The sequence below is a fragment of the Bradyrhizobium sp. 141 genome (assembly GCF_023074055.1).
In the GTDB taxonomy this organism is placed as follows: Bacteria; Pseudomonadota; Alphaproteobacteria; order Rhizobiales; family Xanthobacteraceae; genus Bradyrhizobium.
In genome coordinates this window covers 85650-103482 of the sequence record NZ_JADPKR010000080.1, presented here as the reverse complement: position 1 = coordinate 103482, position 17833 = coordinate 85650, and the positions used below count along the sequence as shown (strand labels likewise).

Below are 17833 nucleotides of genomic sequence, written 5' to 3'. Positions count from 1 at the left end.
TCTGGTCTCTGGAAGTGCCGCGGCAGCTCTGCTAGCGCATGCAGAAACCTCATTTTGCTGGAAATTGACATGACCGACGCCATCCGCCCCCTGATCGCCGGCAATTGGAAAATGAACGGCCTAAAGGCCCAGGCTGCCGAGTTCGACGGCATGCTCAACGGCGTGGCAGACGTGGCCGGCAAGGCCGACCTGCTGGTCTGCCCGCCCGCGACCCTGATCGCCGCCTTTACTGAGAAGGCCCGCGGCAAGAGGGTCGCAGTAGGGGCTCAGGATTGCCATCCCAAGGCCTCCGGCGCGCATACCGGCGATATTGCCGCCGAAATGCTGGTGGATGCGGGCGCAACCGCAATCATCGTTGGCCATTCCGAGCGGCGCGCCGATCACGGCGAGGGCGATGCCCTGATCCGTCAGAAGGCTGAAGCGGCCTGGCGCGCCGGGGCGACAACGATCGTCTGCGTCGGTGAGACGCAAGCCCAGCGCGACGCCGGTCAGACCCTGGACATTCTGCGCGGGCAGCTCGCCGGCTCGCTGCCTGATAGCTCGACCGCCGCGAATCTGATCGTGGCCTATGAGCCGGTCTGGGCGATTGGCACCGGCCTGACCCCCACAGCTCAGGATGTTGAGCAGATTCATGGGTTTATCCGGGAACTCCTGACCTCGCGGTTCAAGGCCGACGGTGCCAAAATGCGCATCCTCTACGGCGGCTCGGTCAAGCCTTCGAATGCGGCCGAGCTGATGGCGGTCAAGAACGTCAATGGCGCGCTGGTCGGCGGTGCCAGCCTGAAGGCGGCCGATTTCCTTGCGATCGCGAAGGGCTGCCCCTAGCTAACCCAAAGCAGGATCCGGACCCGATCGGGGGTGGCAATACCCCCTCCGATCGTGTAACACCGCGCAACTTCAGGAAAACCCGCGAAGCGCGATCGGCCGCCGTCAGGCGCCGCCCGCTTGTGACGGAAGGGCACTATGCAGACTGTTGTCATCGTCATCCACCTCATGATCGTCGCCGTCATGATCGGCGCCGTCCTGCTCCAGAAGTCGGAAGGCGGCGGCCTCGGCATGGGCGGGGGCGCGGGCTTCATGTCGAGCCGCGGCACCGCGAACCTTTTGACGCGGACCACCGGGATTTTGGCTGCGGGCTTCTTCCTCACCAGCATGTTCCTGTCATGGCACGCGGGCTACAGCCGTGCGCCGTCGTCGATCATTGGCACGCCGGCCTCGCAGACCCAGCCGGCTGGCGGATCGCCGATCGCGCCGCCGACCTCGGGCGGCATTCTGGATTCGCTGAAGAAGGCCGACGAACAGCAGCAGGCCCCGGCCCCGACCGGCCCGCAGGTGCCGCGCTCACAATAAAGCAGGGGGGCCATGCAGGGCGGCTTCTACCGTCCTGCATCAACAATCCCCATCAAGGCACTGTCACCACTCTTAGTTTTGGCTCACCCACAGGCCCGCAGAATCTTTGGGGCGGAATACGAATCGCTTTGGCGAATCGAATTCGAGGGATTAGAGGTTAAGTCCCATGGCGCGGTACATATTCATCACCGGCGGCGTGGTTTCTTCGCTCGGCAAGGGTCTGGCTTCAGCGGCACTCGGTGCGCTGTTGCAAGCCCGGGGCTACAAGGTCCGCCTCCGCAAGCTCGACCCCTATCTCAACCTCGATCCCGGAACGATGTCGCCGTATCAGCACGGCGAAGTGTTCGTGACCGATGACGGCGCGGAGACCGATCTCGATCTCGGTCACTACGAGCGCTTCACGGGCCGGCCTGCGACCAAGCAGGACAACATCACCACGGGGCGCATCTACCAGGACATCATCTCCAAGGAGCGCCGCGGCGATTACCTCGGTGCGACCATCCAGGTGGTTCCGCACGTCACCAACGCCATCAAGGAATTCGTCCTCTCCGGCAATGACGATTATGATTTCGTGCTGGTCGAGATCGGCGGCACCGTCGGCGACATCGAGGGCCTGCCGTTCTTCGAGGCGATCCGCCAGCTCAAGAACGAGCTGCCGCGCGATCACGCTATCTACATTCACCTCACGCTGCTGCCTTACATTCCGAGCGCCGGTGAATTGAAGACCAAGCCGACGCAGCACTCGGTGAAGGAGCTGCGCTCGATCGGCATCCAGCCGGACATCCTGCTCTGCCGCACCGACCGCGAGATTCCAAAGGAAGAGCGGCGTAAGCTGGGTCTGTTCTGTAACGTGCGTGAAAGCGCCGTGATCGAGGCGCGCGACGCCGACAGCATCTATGCCGTGCCCGAAGCCTATCACGCGGCGGGCCTCGACGACGAAGTGCTTGCCGCCTTCGGTATCGGATCGCGAATCCCGCCGGTGCTCAAGAGCTGGCAGCAGATCAACGAGCGCATCCGCAATCCCGAGGGCGACGTCACCATCGCGATCGTCGGCAAATACACTGGTATGAAGGATGCGTATAAGTCGCTGATCGAGGCGCTCTCGCATGGCGGCATCGCCAACAAGGTAAAGGTCAATCTTGACTGGATCGAGAGCGAGATCTTCGAGAAGGAAGATCCGGCACCGTTCCTCGAGCACGTCAACGGCATCCTGGTGCCGGGCGGATTCGGCCAGCGCGGCGCCGAAGGCAAGATCCGTGCGGCGCGGTTCGCGCGTGAGCGCGACGTGCCGTATTTCGGCATCTGCTTCGGTATGCAGATGGCGGTGATCGAGGCGGCGCGAAATCTCGTCGGCATCGAGGACGCCAACTCCACCGAGTTCGGTCCCACCAAGGAGCCGCTGGTCGGCCTGATGACGGAATGGCTGCGGGGCAACGAGCTCGAGAAGCGCTCGCAGGCCGGCGATCTCGGCGGCACGATGCGGCTTGGCGCTTATCCCGCTGCGCTCAACCGCGGCAGCCGCGTCTCGCAGGTCTATGGCGGCGCCACCGAGATTTCCGAACGCCACCGCCACCGCTACGAGGTCAACACTGCCTACAAGGATCGTCTCGAGCAGCACGGCTTGAAATTCTCAGGCCTGTCGCCCGACGGCGTGCTGCCGGAAATCGTCGAGTACGAGGATCATCCCTGGTTCATCGGCGTCCAGTTCCATCCCGAGCTGAAGTCGCGGCCGTTCGAGCCGCATCCTCTGTTCGCCTCCTTCATTCAGGCGGCGATGGTGCAGAGCCGGCTGGTGTAGCGCTTTCTCTGCCTTTGACGTTCGCTCGGTTTGTTGCGACAACTCCTTGCCGCAAGAACAACAATACAGGGAGTGAACTCCGATGATTTACGAAATGCGCATCTATCGCTGCGTGCCCGGCCGCCTGCCGGCGCTCTTGAAGCGGTTCGAGACCGCCACGCTGAAGATCTGGGAGAAGCACGGCATCAAGCAGGCCGGGTTCTTCACGACGCTGATCGGTGACTCCAATCAGGAGCTGACCTATTTCCTGGCCTGGGACTCGCTCGCCGAGCGCGAGAAGAAGTGGGCCGCGTTCATGACCGATCCGGACTGGATGAAAGCCCGCGCCGAGAGCGAGGCCGACGGCCAGATCGTCGGCAACATCGTCAGCCAGATCCTGACGCCGACCGCCTTCTCGGCGGTGAAGTAGCAATCCTTGCCGCAGCGGGGAACTCTGGCGCAACCCTGATATTCGAACGGCCCGGTCCGAATGGGGTTGATCCGACCCCCATGGCGGCTATGGTCGCGCCGAAACGAGGGATTTGCCTTGAGCTCTTCGCATTCAGCGGCGCCGGTCGTCACCATTGGCACGGTCAAATTCGGCAATGATCTGCCGATCGCGATCATTGCCGGGCCGTGCCAGCTCGAAAGCCGACAGCATGCGCTGGAGGTCGCCTCCGCACTCAAGGAGATCGCCGCGCGGCTGAACATCGGCCTCGTCTACAAGACCTCCTTCGACAAGGCCAACCGCACCAGCGCGTCGGCGGCGCGCGGACTTGGGCTGGCGCAGTCGCTGCCGATCTTCGCCGAGATCCGCTCCTCGCTCGGCCTGCCTGTCCTGACCGACGTGCACGATGCCACGCAATGCGCCGAGGTGGCGCAGGCAGTGGACGTCCTGCAAATCCCGGCCTTTCTATGCCGGCAGACTGATCTGCTGCTCGCTGCCGCTGCGACCGGCAAGGTCGTCAACGTCAAGAAGGGCCAGTTCCTGGCGCCGTGGGACATGGCGAATGTCGTCACGAAGATCACTGGCGCCAACAATCCCAACGTGCTCGTCACCGAGCGCGGTGCATCCTTCGGCTACAACACGCTGGTCTCTGACATGCGCGCGCTGCCCATCCTGGCGCGCACCACGGGCGCGCCCGTCATTTTCGATGCCACCCATTCGGTGCAGCAGCCGGGCGGGAAGGGGACGTCCTCGGGCGGCGAGCGCGAATTCGTGCCGGTGCTGGCACGCGCAGCCGTTGCGGTCGGCGTTGCCGGCGTCTTCATCGAGACCCATCCCGACCCTGATAGCGCGCCCTCGGACGGCCCCAACATGGTGCCGCTGCGCGAGTTCGAGGGGCTGATCGCCAGGCTGATGGCGTTCGACGCGCTGGCAAAGAACCCGCGCTGATGCAGCAAGGCGAGGCGCGGCCGCACGATCACGGCTTGCCGACAGCGCTCTACGTCATCTCAGGGGCAAGCTTTGCCGCAGCGCTGTCGGCGCGCGCGCTCGATCCGGTGCTGCCGCACGTCGCCGAGGATTTTGGCGTCAGCATCGCGACCGCCGCGGGCTTTGCCGCGGTGTTCGCCTTCACCTTCTCGATCATCCAGCCGATCGTCGGCGCCGCCGCCGATCTGTTCGGCAAGACGCGGCTGATGATCGGCTGTCTCGCGCTGCTCGGCCTTGCCAACATCCTGGGCGCGCTCTCGTCCTCGTTCTCGGTTCTGTTCGCGACCCGCGTCCTTGCCGGCATCGGCTCGGGCGGCGTGTTTCCGGTGGCGCTGAGTCTGACCAGCGATCTCGTCGGGCCCGAGAAACGCCAGGTCGCGATCAGCCGCACGCTTGCCGGCGCGATGACCGGCAATCTGCTCGGTGCCTCGGCCTCCGGGCTGATCGGCGATTTCCTGGGCTGGCGCGGCGTGCTGGCGGTGCTCGGTGGGCTCGTGATCGTCGCCTCGATCGCGGTCGCGGCCGGCTTCCACGGCGCCAAGGTCAAGCATCCGCCGAAGACGAGCCTGTCGGCGCTGAAGGCCGGCTATCGCACCATCTTCACCAATCCGAATGCCTATGTCTGCTATTCGGCGGTGTTCATCGAAGGCTGCTGCGTGCTCGGCCTGTTTCCCTACATCGCCTCGTTCCTGTTCGAGCTCGGACAGACCTCGCTCTCGATCGCCGGCATCGTCATCGCGGGCTTTGCGGTCGGCGGGCTGTTCTACACGCTGACGGTGTCGCGCCTGCTGCCCTGGCTGGGCGTGAAGGGCATGATGATCTCCGGCATGACGCTGGTGGCCTCGCAGCTCATTGCCGTCGCCTTCGGCCCGCGCTGGGAAGTGCAGGCACTGAATCTCATCGTGATGGGATGGGGTTTCTACATCGCCCATGGCTGTCTGCAGGTCTTCGCCAGCGAGCTCTCGGTCGAGGCGCGCGCCACCGCGCTGTCGCTGCATTCGTTCTTCTTCTTCATGGGGCAGACCGTGGGACCGCTCGCCTATGGCTTCGGGCTCCAGCACGCCGGCAAGGTCCCGACCCTGTTCGCGAGCGCAGTGATCATGGTGGTGCTGGGCGTTGTCTGTGCCCGGCTGCTCAAGCCGCGGGCGCCGTCCGACGCGCGCAACTGACGAAAGTGCGCAGGAAGCCCTGCAACTAAATCGGACGTCCTGCCCTGGTCGTGCTACAGCCGGGAATGACAAAATTCCTGATCGCCGCGCTGCTCGCCATGGGTCCGGTCGCCGCGCAGACCTCTCATGCGCAGCCTAAGCCAACGGTGACGGATCGCGAGCAGGTGCAAGCCGACCGCGCGAAAGCGGCTGCCGAGGAAAAGAACGCGCCGACCACGCGCCCATGGGACAGAGATGCCAACGGCAAACGTCCCTGGGAAAGGTCATCCGTCTCCAAGTAGCGCGGCGCGGCATTCGCTTTGTCGCTGGCGAACACGTCGAACTTCTCCGTAGCAGGATCGAAGCGAACGATGGCATTCGCGGAGAAATCGAGGCGACAGTGCGGTGCCGTTCACGATCCAGTCGGTATCGAAGGCGTTCGTCTTTGCGCTGGCGCTCGAGATGGTCGGCGAACAGCGCGTGGCCGCCACCATCGGCGCCGAGCCGAGCGGCGAAGCGTTCAACTCGATCCGGTTCACCAACGACAACCGCCCCTTCAACCCGATGGTCAATGCCGGCGTATTAGACGCATTGACGGCGCCTACGGTTGACCCGCCAATTCCTGGACCGGCTCGGCGGGTGCCCGAGAACTGTGCAACCTTTTGTTGCCTTGCAGCCACACCGCCGTGGAATCGCCGATTGGCCCGGCGACGCAACCGATCATCGATGGTTCGCAGGTGGCCAAGCAGCTAGATATTTCCCGTTTGAAATATTTGGCAATCAGGGCAGCGCACGGCCCGGCGGAATTTTCAATGATTGGGGCAGGCGGGGTAGGGCCCACGCGGGGGTCGCTCTTAACCAAGGCTTTGTTGGCCGGCACCGCTCTTGCGACGGTCGCATTGTTGCCGTCCCTGGCGCGAGCGCAGGTCTGGCAGGATGGCGGCGTCGCCAACGGCAATTACAACGAGCCGACCAATTGGACGACGAACACCGTCCCCGACACCGCTGGCGAAACCGCGACCTTTTCCAACACGGGCACGACGGCCGTCACAGTTACCCTTGGACCCATCTCGCCCCAGTCCTGGATTTTCGACGCTGCGTCCCAGGGCTACGCAATAAGTGGTCAGGCGGTGAATTTTGTCACCGGCATCACCAACAATGCCGTCGGCGTCGGCACTTTCATCTCGATCAGCAACAACATGACGGGCGCCACGATCTCGCAGGCTGGATCGAGCCGGTTGACGCTGTCCGGCACCAACTCTTTCACCAGCACCAGCGTTACCGCCGGGACCTTCGTCAACACCGGCACTCTGAACACGTCGCTAACCAACAGTGCGATCGCGAGCAATCAAGGTACCCTGACCGGCGACATCACCAACACCGGCACTTTCTCCAACGTTCCCGGCGGCGTCGTCTCCGTGACCACAATTGCCAACAACGGTGGCACGTTCTTCAACAATGGCTCGATCACGACGACCGGAGGCACGACCAATGCCGCCGGCGCCACCTTCAACACGACGGGCACGGTCAACGGCGGACTGACGAATGCGGGCACGGCCAACGCGAGGGGCGCCTTCAATGACGGCATCACCAACCAGGGCAGCGGCTCCTTCGCGCTGATCGGCGATCTCACCACTAATGGTGCGGTGACCAACAACGGGACGTCGAGTCTGGCCGTGCAGTTCGGCAGCTTCACCGGCATCACGACGCTGACGAACAATTCAACCTCGGCCACCGCGGTCCAGGTCTCGGCAGGCCGGACGCTGAGCGCGACCAGCATCGTCAACAACGCCGGCACCTTCACCAACGGAGGTACGGTGACGACGACTGCCGGGACGACGAACGCAGCCGCCGGGACCTTCACGACGACTGGAACGGTCAATGGCGGACTGACGAATTCCGGCACGGCGAACGCAGCCGGCACGATCAACGGCAACGTCGACCATCAAAGTGGTACTTTCACGGTGACCGGTGCGCTCACCGTCAACGGTACCCTGACCACCGGTGCAATATCCGACCTTTTTGTCTCAGGCGGCGATCTCACCGTAACGACGCTGATCAACCAGTCCAATGCGATGATTCACGCCACCTGGATCGACGCCGGCCGGACGGTCAATGCGACGACCGTGACCAACAACGGCAATCTCGCAGTCACGGGAACGCTGAATGCGACAAACACCATCAGCAACGCCATCGGCGCCAATATTGTCGTCGATCCCACCGGGACGATCAATGGATCGATTAACGCCGCTGGCGGATACATCCAGGTCTATGGGACGATCAACGGCAATTTGACACTGTCCGGCAGTCTCGCTTCGATGAACACCTATGGCGGAAGCGTCACGGGACGGGTGGATCTGACGGCTGCCGGCGCGAATGTCTACTCGACCTCTGGTGGTGCGGCCTACGGTTCGCTTGCCGGCGTAGCGGGCACCCAGCTGGATACGGGCGCATTTGTCTTCACCGTCGGGGGCGACAATTCGTCCTCGACCTTCGCGGGATCCGTGATCGGCACGGGCAATTTCGCCAAGGTCGGCAACGGCGCGTTGACCCTGTCAGGCGACAGCAGCGCTTACACCGGCACCACAACGGTCAACGCCGGCACGCTGCTCGTGACCGGTTTGCTGGGCTCCTCCGCCGTCACCGTCAGCTCCGCCGTGCTTGGCGGGTCAGGAACCGTCGGCGCCACGCAAATCAACGCGGGCTCCTTTTTCATTCCAGGGACGGGCGGTGCGCCGGGCACGTCCATGACATTGGCGAGCCTCGCGATGCAATCCGGGGTGACCTATCTCATTTACGCCAACCCGACGACGTCGACCTTCGCGAACGTGACCGGCAATGCGACGTTAGGCGGAGCGTCCGTTGTCGTTGGCTTTGACGCAGGCAGCTATGTTGCGAAGCAGTATACCATTGTCAGCGCTGGCAGCATCACCGGCGCGTTCAATCCCGCCGTCACCAATTTTGGCCTGCCGTCGGGTTTTCATACGTCGTTGAGTTACGACGCCACCCATGCCTACCTGAACCTCGTGCTGAATTTCGCGCCGCCGTCCGGCAACCTGAATTTCAATCAGCAGAACGTCGGCAACGCGATCATTGGCTACTTCAATGCGAACGGCACCATCCCGATCGCGTTCGGCGGCCTGACGCCCGCCGGCCTGACCCAGCTCTCCGGCGAGGTCGGCAGCGCGCCGCAGCAGGCGACGTTCAACGCGATGAACCAGTTCATGGGCGTGATGACGGATCCGTTCATCGCGGGCCGCGGCGATCCCGTCAGCGCGGGCGGCACGCCGAACGCTTATGCCGACGAGAGCTTGGCCTACGCGGCAAAGAACGCCGGTCGCAACAAGAGCGAGCGTGATGCATATGCTGCGATCTACACCAAGGCACCGATCGCACCCTCGTTCGAGCAGCGCTGGAGCGTCTGGGCGGCGGGCTTCGGCGGCGCGCAGCAGACCGACGGCAGCGCGGTCCTCGGCTCCAACACCACCACAAGCAATCTCTATGGCACGGCTGTCGGCGCGGATTATCGCATCTCCCGTGATACGCTGGTCGGCTTCGCGCTCGCCGGCGGCGGCACCAACTTTACCGTGGCAAACGCGCTCGGCGGCGGCCGGTCCGACCTGTTCCAGGCCGGCGCCTTCTTCCGGCACATCGTGGGCCCTGCCTACATCACCGGCGCGCTCGCCTATGGCTGGCAGGACATCACCACCGATCGCACCGTGACGGTGGCCGGCGTCGATCGTCTGCGCGCCGAGTTCAACGCCAACGCCTATTCCGGCCGGCTCGAAGGCGGCTACCGGTTCGTCACGCAGGGCGTGGGTCTCACCCCTTACGCCGCAGCGCAGTTCACGACGTTCGATCTGCCGGCTTACGCTGAGCAGACCATCGTCGGCAGCAACCAGTTCGCGCTGGCCTATGGCGCCAAGAGCGTCACCGACACCCGCACCGAGCTCGGCATGCGCACCGACAAATCCTTCGCCCAGGCCGACGGCATCGTCACGCTGCGCGGCCGAATTGCCTGGGCGCACGGTTTCAATCCGGACCGCGTGATCGGTGCGACGTTTCAGTCGCTGCCCGGCGCCAGCTTCGTCGTGAACGGCGCGGCGATGGCCTCGGACTCCGCGCTGGTGACGGGATCGGTCGAGAAGAAGTGGCTGAACGGCTGGTCGGCCGCCGGCACGTTCGAGGGCGAATTCTCGAATGTGACGCGATCCTACGCGGGCAAGGGCTTGGTGCGGTACGCGTGGTGAGACGGCGGGTGCGCGGCTCAGCCTCGTCCGCGATAGGGCGCGACGCCTTGCTCGGGCACCCACAGGCCCTTCGGCACGCGGCCGGTCTGCCAGAATACGTCGATGGGAATGCCGCCGCGCGGATACCAATAGCCGCCGATGCGCAGCCATTTCGGCTTGATCTCGCTCGCAATGCGCTTGCCGATCATGACGGTGCAGTCCTCGTGGAAGGCGCCGTGATTGCGGAAGCTCGCGATGTAAAGCTTGAGCGATTTCGACTCCAGCAACCACGGCCCCGGCGCGTAATCGATCATCAGATGCGCGAAATCCGGCTGTCCCGTGACCGGGCAGAGCGAGGTGAATTCCGGCACGGTGAAACGCACCAGATAGTCGGTGCCCTTTTGCGGATTGGGCACGCGGTCGAGCTGAGCGTCTTCCGGTGTGTGCGGCCACTCGACCGCGCGGCCGAGCTGGAGGGATTTCTTCGCCATCGTCGTCACATCCTGTGGAGCATGATCCGGACCCGGAGGGCCGCGTTAGCGCAAAGTGGGCACCGGTTTTCCGAAAGATCATGCTCAGTCAAAAAACGGCTAGAGCGCGATAAGGTCGCGCTCTAGAGGGTGTCGGGATGGACGCAAATGCCGCTGCCGTCAACCGGCGGCGATGGTCTGGATCATGACGATCCGGTCGTTGCCGGACTCGCAGCCCCAGAGCTCGCCCGGTCGTCCGTCGAGCTGGCGCACGGCGGCATTGGGCTTGTCGCTGGCGAACACGTTGAATTTCTCCGTGGCAGGATCGAAGCGGACGATGGCGTTGGCGGAGAAGTCGGTCAACCAGACCTTGTCCTTGTCGTCGACGAAGACAGCGTAGGTGCGGGGGCGTTCGCCCGGCAGCTTCCAGGTCTTCCACGACCCATCGGCGGGATCGTGCACCGAGACGTGGCCGCTGTTCCACTCGCTGACCCAGATCCGGCTTTTCGAGTCCGACCACACGCGCCGCGAGCCCTGGTTCGGCGTCGGTGGCTCGACCATTGCGGCATCACCCGTCGCGCGATCGATTTTCGCGATGTGGCTGCCGGCGAGCGAGGCGTACCAGATATCGCCCTTGGGCGTTACCGTGATGCCGTAGGGGCCAACGCCTTTGGGCGCCCTGAACACATTCATTTCGCCCGACTTCGGCGCGAGGCGGCCGTAATAGCCGGACTGGCCGGTGAACCAATAAGTGCCTTCCTTGTCGAACACGCCGGTGTTGAGATTGGCGGAGGCGAACTTTTCCGGCAGGCGGAATAGTGTGACCTTGAGATCGCCGGGATCGACCCGCGCGATCGCGTTCTGGCCGCCCTCGGTGATCCAGGGCGCGCCGTCGGGGCCGATGGTCACGCCATGCGGAGCGGCGCCCTGACCGAGGCTGACCGTCTTGAAACGGCCATCCCGGGGATCGAGCCTGCCGAGCAGGCCCTTGCCCTGCGCCGTGAACCAGACCGAACCGTCAGGGGCGGGGGCGAGATCGTGCAGGCCGATGCCGGCACTGACCGGGAAATATTTCGTCCGGAACGGGGCCTCCTGGGCAAAACCTGGGCGGGCCACCAACAGGACGGCACTCGAGGCGAGAAACTGGCGGCGATTCATGGCGTTACCCCGGCTGGTTCAGATTGAGGTTGGACGCGCAGATCAATCGATTTCAAGCTTAGCCCCGGCCGCTTCACGCGTCAGTCGAAGCGGCACGTCCAAGCGTTCACATTTGCTTGCGGCCCGTGTAAGACCCGCGGCGAACCGATCAGCTCCAACGAACGGAAGTGCACATCATGACCGCCATCATTGACATCATCGGCCGCGAAATCCTCGATAGCCGGGGCAATCCCACCGTCGAGGTCGATGTCGTGCTGGAGGATGGCGCGCTCGGCCGCGCTGCCGTGCCCTCCGGCGCGTCTACGGGCGCCCATGAGGCCGTGGAACTGCGCGACGGCGACAAGGCCCGCTATCTTGGCAAGGGCGTCACCAAGGCCGTCGGCGCCGTCAACGGCGAGATCTTCGAGGCCCTGAGCGGCCTCGACGTCGAGCAGCAGGCCCAGATCGACCAGATCATGATCGACCTCGACGGCACGGCGAACAAGAGCCGGCTGGGCGCCAACGCCATCCTCGGCGTCTCGCTCGCCTGTGCCAAGGCAGCCGCGAACTCGCTCGACATGCCGCTCTACCGTTATGTCGGCGGCACCTCGGCGCGCCTCCTGCCGGTGCCGATGATGAACATCATCAATGGCGGCGTGCACGCCGACAACCCGATCGACTTCCAGGAATTCATGATCCTGCCGGTCGGTGCGTCATCCTTCGCCGAGGGACTGCGCTACGGCGCGGAGGTCTTCCACACGTTGAAGTCCGAGCTGAAGAAGGCCGGTCACAACACCAATGTCGGCGACGAGGGCGGCTTTGCCCCGAACCTGCCGTCGGCCGATGCCGCGCTGGAGTTCGTCATGAACGCGATCGGCAAGGCCGGCTTCAAGGCAGGCTCCGACATCGTGCTCGGCCTCGACTGCGCCTCGACCGAGTTCTTCAAGGGCGGCAAATACGTCTATGAAGGCGAGGGCAAGACCCGTTCGATCTCCGAGCAGGCCAAGTACCTTGCCGACCTCGTCTCGCGCTATCCGATCGTCACCATCGAGGACGGCATGTCGGAAGACGACATGGACGGCTGGAAGGAGCTCACCGACCTCGTCGGCACGAAGTGCCAGCTGGTCGGCGACGACCTCTTCGTCACCAACGTCAAGCGCCTCGCCGACGGCATCAAGGCGGGCCGCGCCAACTCGATCCTGATCAAGGTCAACCAGATCGGCACCCTGACCGAGACGCTCGCCGCCGTCGAGATGGCGCACAAGGCCGGCTACACCTCGGTGATGTCGCACCGCTCGGGCGAGACCGAGGATTCCACCATCGCCGACCTTGCGGTCGCCACGAACTGCGGTCAGATCAAGACCGGCTCCCTTGCGCGGTCCGATCGCACCGCCAAATACAACCAGCTCCTGCGCATCGAGCAGCAGCTCGGCAAGCAGGCGCTGTACGGTGGCAAGGCGGCACTGAAGGCGTTGGCATAAGCCGGCGCATCCCGCGAAAGCGCGAAAACGAAGACATGGGAGGATCGACATGAGCGATGGCAAGTCCGGACTGCAACTGCGTTCGCTGCTGAAGAAGAGCGGCGAGCTGGAATTGTCCCTCGTGGATGTCCCGACGCCGGAGCCGGCCGACGACGAGGTCGTGGTCCGCGTCAAGGCAACGCCGATCAACCCGTCGGACCTCGGGCTCCTGATCGGGGCCGCCGACATGTCGGCGGCCCAGGCTTCCGGCACGAAGGAGATGCCGGTCATCACCGCGAAAATGCCGGAGGCTGCGATGCGGATGATGGGAGCCCGGCTCGATCAGTCGCTGCCGGTCGGCAACGAGGGCGCCGGCACGGTAATCCAGACCGGCTCGTCGGATGCGGCGAAAGCCCTGATGGGCAAGACGGTGTCGATGATCGGCGGCGCGATGTACACGCAGTATCGCGTGCTGAAGGTTCGCGACGTCATGGAGCTGCCGGCGGGCACCACGGCCGCGGACGGTGCGTCCTGGTTCGTCAATCCGCTGACCGCGCTCGGCATGACCGAGACAATGCGGCGGGAGAACCACAAGGCGCTGGTGCACACCGCCGCTGCGTCCAATCTCGGCCAGATGCTCAACAAGATCTGCATCAAGGACGGCATCGGGCTCGTCAACATCGTCAGGAGCAAGGAGCAGGCCGACATCCTGCACAAGATCGGCGCCAAGCACGTCGTGGATTCCAGCGCACCGAGCTTCACCGAAGATCTCACCAATGCGCTGGTCGAGACCGGCGCCACGATCGCCTTCGATGCCATCGGCGGCGGCAAGCTCGCGAGCCAGATTCTGACCGCGATGGAAGTTGCGGCCAACAAGACCGCGAAGGAATACAGCCGCTACGGCTCCAACGTGTACAAGCAGGTCTATATCTACGGCAGCCTCGACAATCGGCCGACCGAATTGAGCCGGTCCTTCGGTCTGACCTGGGGCGTCGGCGGCTGGCTGCTGACGCCGTTCCTCCAGAACATCGGTCCGGCCGAGATCGGTCGCCTGCGCCAGCGCGTCGCGTCCGAGCTCAAGACCACCTTCGCCAGTCACTACACCAAGGTGGTGTCGCTGACCGAGGCGCTCGATCTCGCCAACGTCGCCGTGTACGCCAAACGCGCGACCGGCGAAAAATTCCTCATCAACCCGAATAAATAATCGTGATCTGCAACGGCAGGTTACCGAAGGAAGGTCTTGCCTTCTGAGCGCAGCCGGAGATTATTCCGCCGCCATTGCAAGCGGAGAAACCGCGGGGCGCTCAGAAGGGGACCTCTCCATGACTGATCTCAATCGCCGTCATTTGCTCACAGGCGCCGCCGCCCTCAGCGCGGCCGCCGCATCCGGCTTCGTGCAGACCGCGGCCAATGCCTCAGTGCCGCCGACCGGCACGCAAGCGCCGGGCTTCTACCGCTACAAGGTCGGCAGCTACGAGTGCACCTCGATCAATGACGGCGCGCGCACCTTCCCGATGCCGGACAAGTTCGTCGCCAACATCTCCAAGGACGAAGCGCTGGCCGCGGGCGAAGCAGCCTACATGCCGAAGGGCATGGTCACGGTGCCGTTCAACCCGCAGCTCATCAACATCGGCTCCAAGCTGGTCCTGATCGACACCGGCAACGGCATTGCGAATTTCGAGGCGAGCAAGGGCGCGGTCGGCCGCACGCTGCAGAACCTCCAGGCTGCCGGCGTCGAGGCGAAGAACATCGACGTCGTGCTGCTCTCGCATCTGCACCCCGATCACACCAACGGCATTCGTCTTGCCGACGGCGGGCTCGCATTCCCCAATGCCGAGATCATGGTGCCGGGCAAGGACTGGGAGTTCTGGACCAGCGAGGAGAACGCGGCCAAGGCCGAGTCCAATCCGATGATGAAGAACTACTTTGCCAACGTGAAGAAGACCTTCGCGGGCCTGGAATCCAAGGTCACCAAATACGAGTGGGGCAAGGAGGTCGCGCCGGGCATCACCTCGATCGCAACCCCCGGCCATACGCCGGGCCACACCTCGTTCGCGGTCGCCTCGGGCGATGCCAAGGTGCTGATCCAGTCCGATGTCACCAACATCCCGGAATTCTTCCTGCGCAATCCCGACTGGCACGTGATGTTCGACTACGACGCCGCGCTGGCGCAGGAGACGCGCCACAAATTCTACGACATGGCGGCGGCGGAGAAGGCGACGGTGGTCGGCTTCCACTTCACGTTCCCTTCGGTCGGCCATGTCCAGAAGGACGGCGCGAAGTACCGCCTGATCCCGTCGGCGTGGAATCCGACGATCTGATCTGAATTAGATTTGCGCGAAAGATCGGGCCGCCGCTTGGCGGCCCGATTGTTGAGATCGTAGCCCGGATGGAGCGCAGCGTAATCCGGGGTCTTGCCCCAAGCTATGCCGGCCCCGGATTGCGCTGCGCTCCATCTGGGCAAGGGGTCCCAACGTCTGCTTTCGCGAAACACAGCGTTTCCAAATCAGGCTAGTTCATGCACTTGCATCCATCGATCCGGACCGCTTAAGTGCCGCCCGGCACTTCCCTCAAGGTTTCAAGGACAACCCATGGCCTACAACATCGTCGTTATCGCCGGCAGCCTGCGCAAAGAGAGCTTTTCGCTGAAGATCGCCAACGCGCTGGCCAAGCTCGCGCCTGGTTCGCTCAAGCTCGAGGTCGTCACGCCGGCGGGCATCTCGTTCTTCAACCAGGACCTCGAGGGTGCGCCGCCCGCGGACTGGCTGGCCTTCCGCGACAAGCTCCAGAAGTCGGACGGTGTCCTGTTCGTCACGCCTGAATACAATCGCGCCATCCCGGGCGTGCTGAAGAATGCCATCGACGTCGCCTCGCGCCCCTATGGCAAGAGCTCCTTCAACGGCAAGCCGGTCGGCATCATCTCGAACTCCCCGGGGCCGCTCGGTGGCGTCAGCGCCGCCAAGACGCTGCAGAACATCCTGCCGGGCATTGCCGGCCCGATCATGCAGCAGCCCGAGATCTATCTGAACGCGGTCGGCGACGCCTTTGATACTGAGGGGAATCTGACCAAGGAGTCGCTGAAGCCCGTGCTCCAGGCCTATATCGACGCCTTCGCGGCCCACGTCGCGAAGCACCACGGCTGAGCACTCGCTTCTCCGTCATGGCCAGGCTTGTCCCGGCCATGACGATTAGCGGCTCGGGCAGGGGCAATTAGCACTCCCTTAACCAACCTGTCCCATCTTCCCAAGATGGTCTCCCGCGCGCGCCTGAAATCGATCCTGACCGGCCTTGCCCTCTACGCGATGGCGGCGGCCATCGTCGGCTATTTCGGCGTCAACGCGTATACCGGCAAATACGGCCTCAACGCCCGCCAGGAACTCGACCAGGAGATCATCGCGCTGACCAGCGAACTGGCCCAGCTCAAGCGCGAGCGCGCCAGGAGCGAGCAGCGGGTGTCGCTGCTGCGGTCCGAGAGGATCGATCCCGACATGCTGGACGAGCGGGCACGCTTTCAGCTCGACTACGTCAATCCGCGCGATCTCGTTCGGATGATCCCGGCGAAGTAGCGTTTTCCGCAGCTTTCGAAAACGACCCGACCATTGCCGAAAACCGACCACCGTGTCCGTGGCTCCTGCGAAGGTCGTAAGTCCGAAACCCACCGGTTGCCTTGACGGCAGTGCGTCAGCGGGCTCATGGCTTGCGTGGCGCTCGCCAAAGTTGACGCAGATCAATCAGGCAGCGCCAGCACGTTCTAGTCTGCCATCCGGAGGAAACAGTGATGAATGGGACAATGCCCCGGCATCACGCGGCCCGTGTCGAGGCCGCCATCGCGTCAGGCCAGGCGGCACGATCCGCGCTCGTGGCCTCGTGGCGCCGTTCGTCCAGATTGCATCATCTCGATCCCAGCGGCCGCACCTCGACGATGCGGCTGACCGAAGCCGAGCTGCACCAGGCGCGCGAGCGCGTCGCGCCGCTCCTGGCCGCCGCGCAAGGCGTGATGGACCGGCTCTATCAGGCCGTCGGCGCGAGCGGCTGCTGCGTGCTGCTCGCCGACGGCGAAGGCGTGCCGGTCGATCGCCGCGGTACGGCGGCGGACGACGCGACGTTTCAATCCTGGGGCCTGTGGACCGGTGCGCTCTGGAGCGAGGAGCACGAGGGCACCAACGGCATCGGCACCTGCCTCGTCGAGCAGCGTCCGCTGACGATCGACCGTGACCAGCATTTCTTCACCCGCAACACGCTTCTGAGCTGCAGCGCCGTTCCGATCTACGACCATGAGGCGGCGCTCGCGGGCGTGCTCGACGTGTCCTCCTGCCGCGCCGACCGGACCGACGCATTTTCCAGCCTGATCGCGCTTGCGGCAGGCGAGGCGGCCAAGCGCATCGAGGCCGATCTGTTCCGCAGGGCCTTTGCCCATGCGCGCATCGTGCTGACGCAAGCTGCGGACGGCCAATCCGGAGGCCTCATTGCTGTCGATGCCGATGATCTCGTGATCGGCGCGACCCGCTCCGCGCGGGTGGCGCTCGGCATCGCCCCGGGCCGAGCATTGCAGCCAGTGCCGGCGGCGGATCTGCTCGGCGGCGATACCGCGCGCGATCATCTTGCCGGCGGTCAACGTGCCGTGGTGCAGCGGGCGCTGCTCCGCGCCGGCGGCAATGTGTCGGCGGCCGCCAAGGCCCTCGGCGTCAGCCGTGCCACGCTGCACAGGAAGCTGAAGCGGTTCGAGCTGAACCACTGAGTCCTGCTGTTTACTCAAACTCCGATCTCGTGCCCCGGATGCAGCGCAGCGCGTCGCCCTTGCGACGTGATGCGTTGCTGAGCCGGGGC

At 64.3% G+C, this 17833-nt stretch carries 16 protein-coding genes and 1 pseudogene; 15 read left to right on the top strand and 2 right to left on the bottom strand.

From position 1 onward, the window contains the following. Window positions 1–69: 69 nt before the first annotated feature. The 9 genes and pseudogenes from tpiA (at window position 70) to IVA81_RS21290 (ending at window position 9960) form a co-directional block, all read left to right on the top strand. A complete protein-coding gene (gene tpiA, locus IVA81_RS21330; protein WP_247321571.1) occupies window positions 70–825 on the top strand; it encodes a triose-phosphate isomerase in 756 nt (251 codons plus the stop codon). A 138-nt stretch (window positions 826–963) separates the two neighbouring features. Next, the gene (secG, locus tag IVA81_RS21325; RefSeq protein WP_247321569.1) at window positions 964–1350 is read left to right on the top strand and encodes a preprotein translocase subunit SecG; all 387 of its coding nucleotides are present in this window, start codon (window positions 964–966) and stop codon (window positions 1348–1350) included. Between the two features lie 166 nt (window positions 1351–1516). Further along, on the top strand, window positions 1517–3148 hold the full coding sequence (locus IVA81_RS21320; protein ID WP_247321568.1) for a CTP synthase: 1632 nt from the start codon (window positions 1517–1519) through the stop codon (window positions 3146–3148). An 82-nt stretch (window positions 3149–3230) separates the two neighbouring features. Then, the gene (locus IVA81_RS21315) at window positions 3231–3557 is read left to right on the top strand and encodes an NIPSNAP family protein (protein WP_247321567.1); all 327 of its coding nucleotides are present in this window, start codon (window positions 3231–3233) and stop codon (window positions 3555–3557) included. A gap of 117 nt (window positions 3558–3674) precedes the next feature. Then, window positions 3675–4523, top strand: a complete 849-nt coding sequence (kdsA, locus tag IVA81_RS21310; RefSeq protein WP_247321566.1) for a 3-deoxy-8-phosphooctulonate synthase — start codon at window positions 3675–3677, stop codon at window positions 4521–4523. Further along, complete coding sequence (locus IVA81_RS21305; RefSeq protein ID WP_247321563.1) at window positions 4523–5731, top strand: MFS transporter; 1209 nt, start codon at window positions 4523–4525, stop codon at window positions 5729–5731. Before kdsA ends, IVA81_RS21305 begins: the two co-directional genes overlap by 1 nt. Before the next feature lie 65 nt (window positions 5732–5796). Next, window positions 5797–6012 (top strand): hypothetical protein, encoded by a 216-nt coding sequence (locus IVA81_RS21300; RefSeq protein ID WP_247321562.1) that lies wholly within the window; start codon window positions 5797–5799, stop codon window positions 6010–6012. 91 nt (window positions 6013–6103) lie between these two features. Further along, window positions 6104–6289, top strand: a pseudogene (locus tag IVA81_RS21295) (glutaminase); the annotation flags it as partial. A gap of 290 nt (window positions 6290–6579) precedes the next feature. After that, on the top strand, window positions 6580–9960 hold the full coding sequence (locus IVA81_RS21290) for an autotransporter outer membrane beta-barrel domain-containing protein (protein ID WP_247321561.1): 3381 nt from the start codon (window positions 6580–6582) through the stop codon (window positions 9958–9960). A 17-nt stretch (window positions 9961–9977) separates the two neighbouring features. Here the strand turns inward: IVA81_RS21290 and queF are convergent, their stop codons facing one another. After that, on the bottom strand, window positions 9978–10430 hold the full coding sequence (queF, locus tag IVA81_RS21285; protein ID WP_165637764.1) for a preQ(1) synthase: 453 nt from the start codon (window positions 10428–10430) through the stop codon (window positions 9978–9980). Window positions 10431–10589: 159 nt separating this feature from the next. Next, complete coding sequence (locus IVA81_RS21280; protein WP_247321560.1) at window positions 10590–11567, bottom strand: lyase; 978 nt, start codon at window positions 11565–11567, stop codon at window positions 10590–10592. Window positions 11568–11743: 176 nt separating this feature from the next. On the opposite strand from IVA81_RS21280, the gene eno reads away from it, so the two are divergent. The 6 genes from eno to IVA81_RS21250 all read left to right on the top strand — a co-directional run bounded on the left by eno (window position 11744) and on the right by IVA81_RS21250 (window position 17744). Further along, on the top strand, window positions 11744–13027 hold the full coding sequence (gene eno / locus IVA81_RS21275; RefSeq protein ID WP_247321559.1) for a phosphopyruvate hydratase: 1284 nt from the start codon (window positions 11744–11746) through the stop codon (window positions 13025–13027). 49 nt (window positions 13028–13076) lie between these two features. Further along, a complete protein-coding gene (locus IVA81_RS21270) occupies window positions 13077–14210 on the top strand; it encodes a zinc-binding dehydrogenase (protein ID WP_247321558.1) in 1134 nt (377 codons plus the stop codon). A gap of 118 nt (window positions 14211–14328) precedes the next feature. Further along, window positions 14329–15327: an MBL fold metallo-hydrolase gene (locus IVA81_RS21265; protein ID WP_247321557.1), complete on the top strand. Its 999-nt coding sequence runs from the start codon at window positions 14329–14331 to the stop codon at window positions 15325–15327. Between the two features lie 270 nt (window positions 15328–15597). Next, window positions 15598–16149, top strand: a complete 552-nt coding sequence (locus IVA81_RS21260; RefSeq protein WP_247321556.1) for an NADPH-dependent FMN reductase — start codon at window positions 15598–15600, stop codon at window positions 16147–16149. Window positions 16150–16254: 105 nt separating this feature from the next. Next, a complete protein-coding gene (locus tag IVA81_RS21255; protein WP_028141594.1) occupies window positions 16255–16572 on the top strand; it encodes a septum formation initiator family protein in 318 nt (105 codons plus the stop codon). Between the two features lie 212 nt (window positions 16573–16784). Next, window positions 16785–17744, top strand: coding sequence for a GAF domain-containing protein (locus IVA81_RS21250; protein ID WP_247321554.1), 960 nt, complete (start codon window positions 16785–16787; stop codon window positions 17742–17744). Window positions 17745–17833: the final 89 nt, after the last annotated feature.

Bases quoted from the DNA above. Each gene is read 5' to 3' on its own strand.
- IVA81_RS21305 (WP_247321563.1), top strand. From the start codon at position 4,523: ATGCAGCAAGGCGAGGCGCGGCCGCACGATCACGGCTTGCCGACAGCG.
- IVA81_RS21300 (WP_247321562.1), top strand. From the start codon at position 5,797: ATGACAAAATTCCTGATCGCCGCGCTGCTCGCCATGGGTCCGGTCGCC.
- IVA81_RS21270 (WP_247321558.1), top strand. From the start codon at position 13,077: ATGAGCGATGGCAAGTCCGGACTGCAACTGCGTTCGCTGCTGAAGAAG.
- tpiA (WP_247321571.1), top strand. From the start codon at position 70: ATGACCGACGCCATCCGCCCCCTGATCGCCGGCAATTGGAAAATGAAC.
- IVA81_RS21265 (WP_247321557.1), top strand. From the start codon at position 14,329: ATGACTGATCTCAATCGCCGTCATTTGCTCACAGGCGCCGCCGCCCTC.
- IVA81_RS21315 (WP_247321567.1), top strand. From the start codon at position 3,231: ATGATTTACGAAATGCGCATCTATCGCTGCGTGCCCGGCCGCCTGCCG.
- eno (WP_247321559.1), top strand. From the start codon at position 11,744: ATGACCGCCATCATTGACATCATCGGCCGCGAAATCCTCGATAGCCGG.
- IVA81_RS21320 (WP_247321568.1), top strand. From the start codon at position 1,517: ATGGCGCGGTACATATTCATCACCGGCGGCGTGGTTTCTTCGCTCGGC.
- IVA81_RS21260 (WP_247321556.1), top strand. From the start codon at position 15,598: ATGGCCTACAACATCGTCGTTATCGCCGGCAGCCTGCGCAAAGAGAGC.
- IVA81_RS21255 (WP_028141594.1), top strand. From the start codon at position 16,255: ATGGTCTCCCGCGCGCGCCTGAAATCGATCCTGACCGGCCTTGCCCTC.
- secG (WP_247321569.1), top strand. From the start codon at position 964: ATGCAGACTGTTGTCATCGTCATCCACCTCATGATCGTCGCCGTCATG.
- IVA81_RS21280 (WP_247321560.1), bottom strand. From the start codon at position 11,567: ATGAATCGCCGCCAGTTTCTCGCCTCGAGTGCCGTCCTGTTGGTGGCC.
- IVA81_RS21250 (WP_247321554.1), top strand. From the start codon at position 16,785: ATGAATGGGACAATGCCCCGGCATCACGCGGCCCGTGTCGAGGCCGCC.
- queF (WP_165637764.1), bottom strand. From the start codon at position 10,430: ATGGCGAAGAAATCCCTCCAGCTCGGCCGCGCGGTCGAGTGGCCGCAC.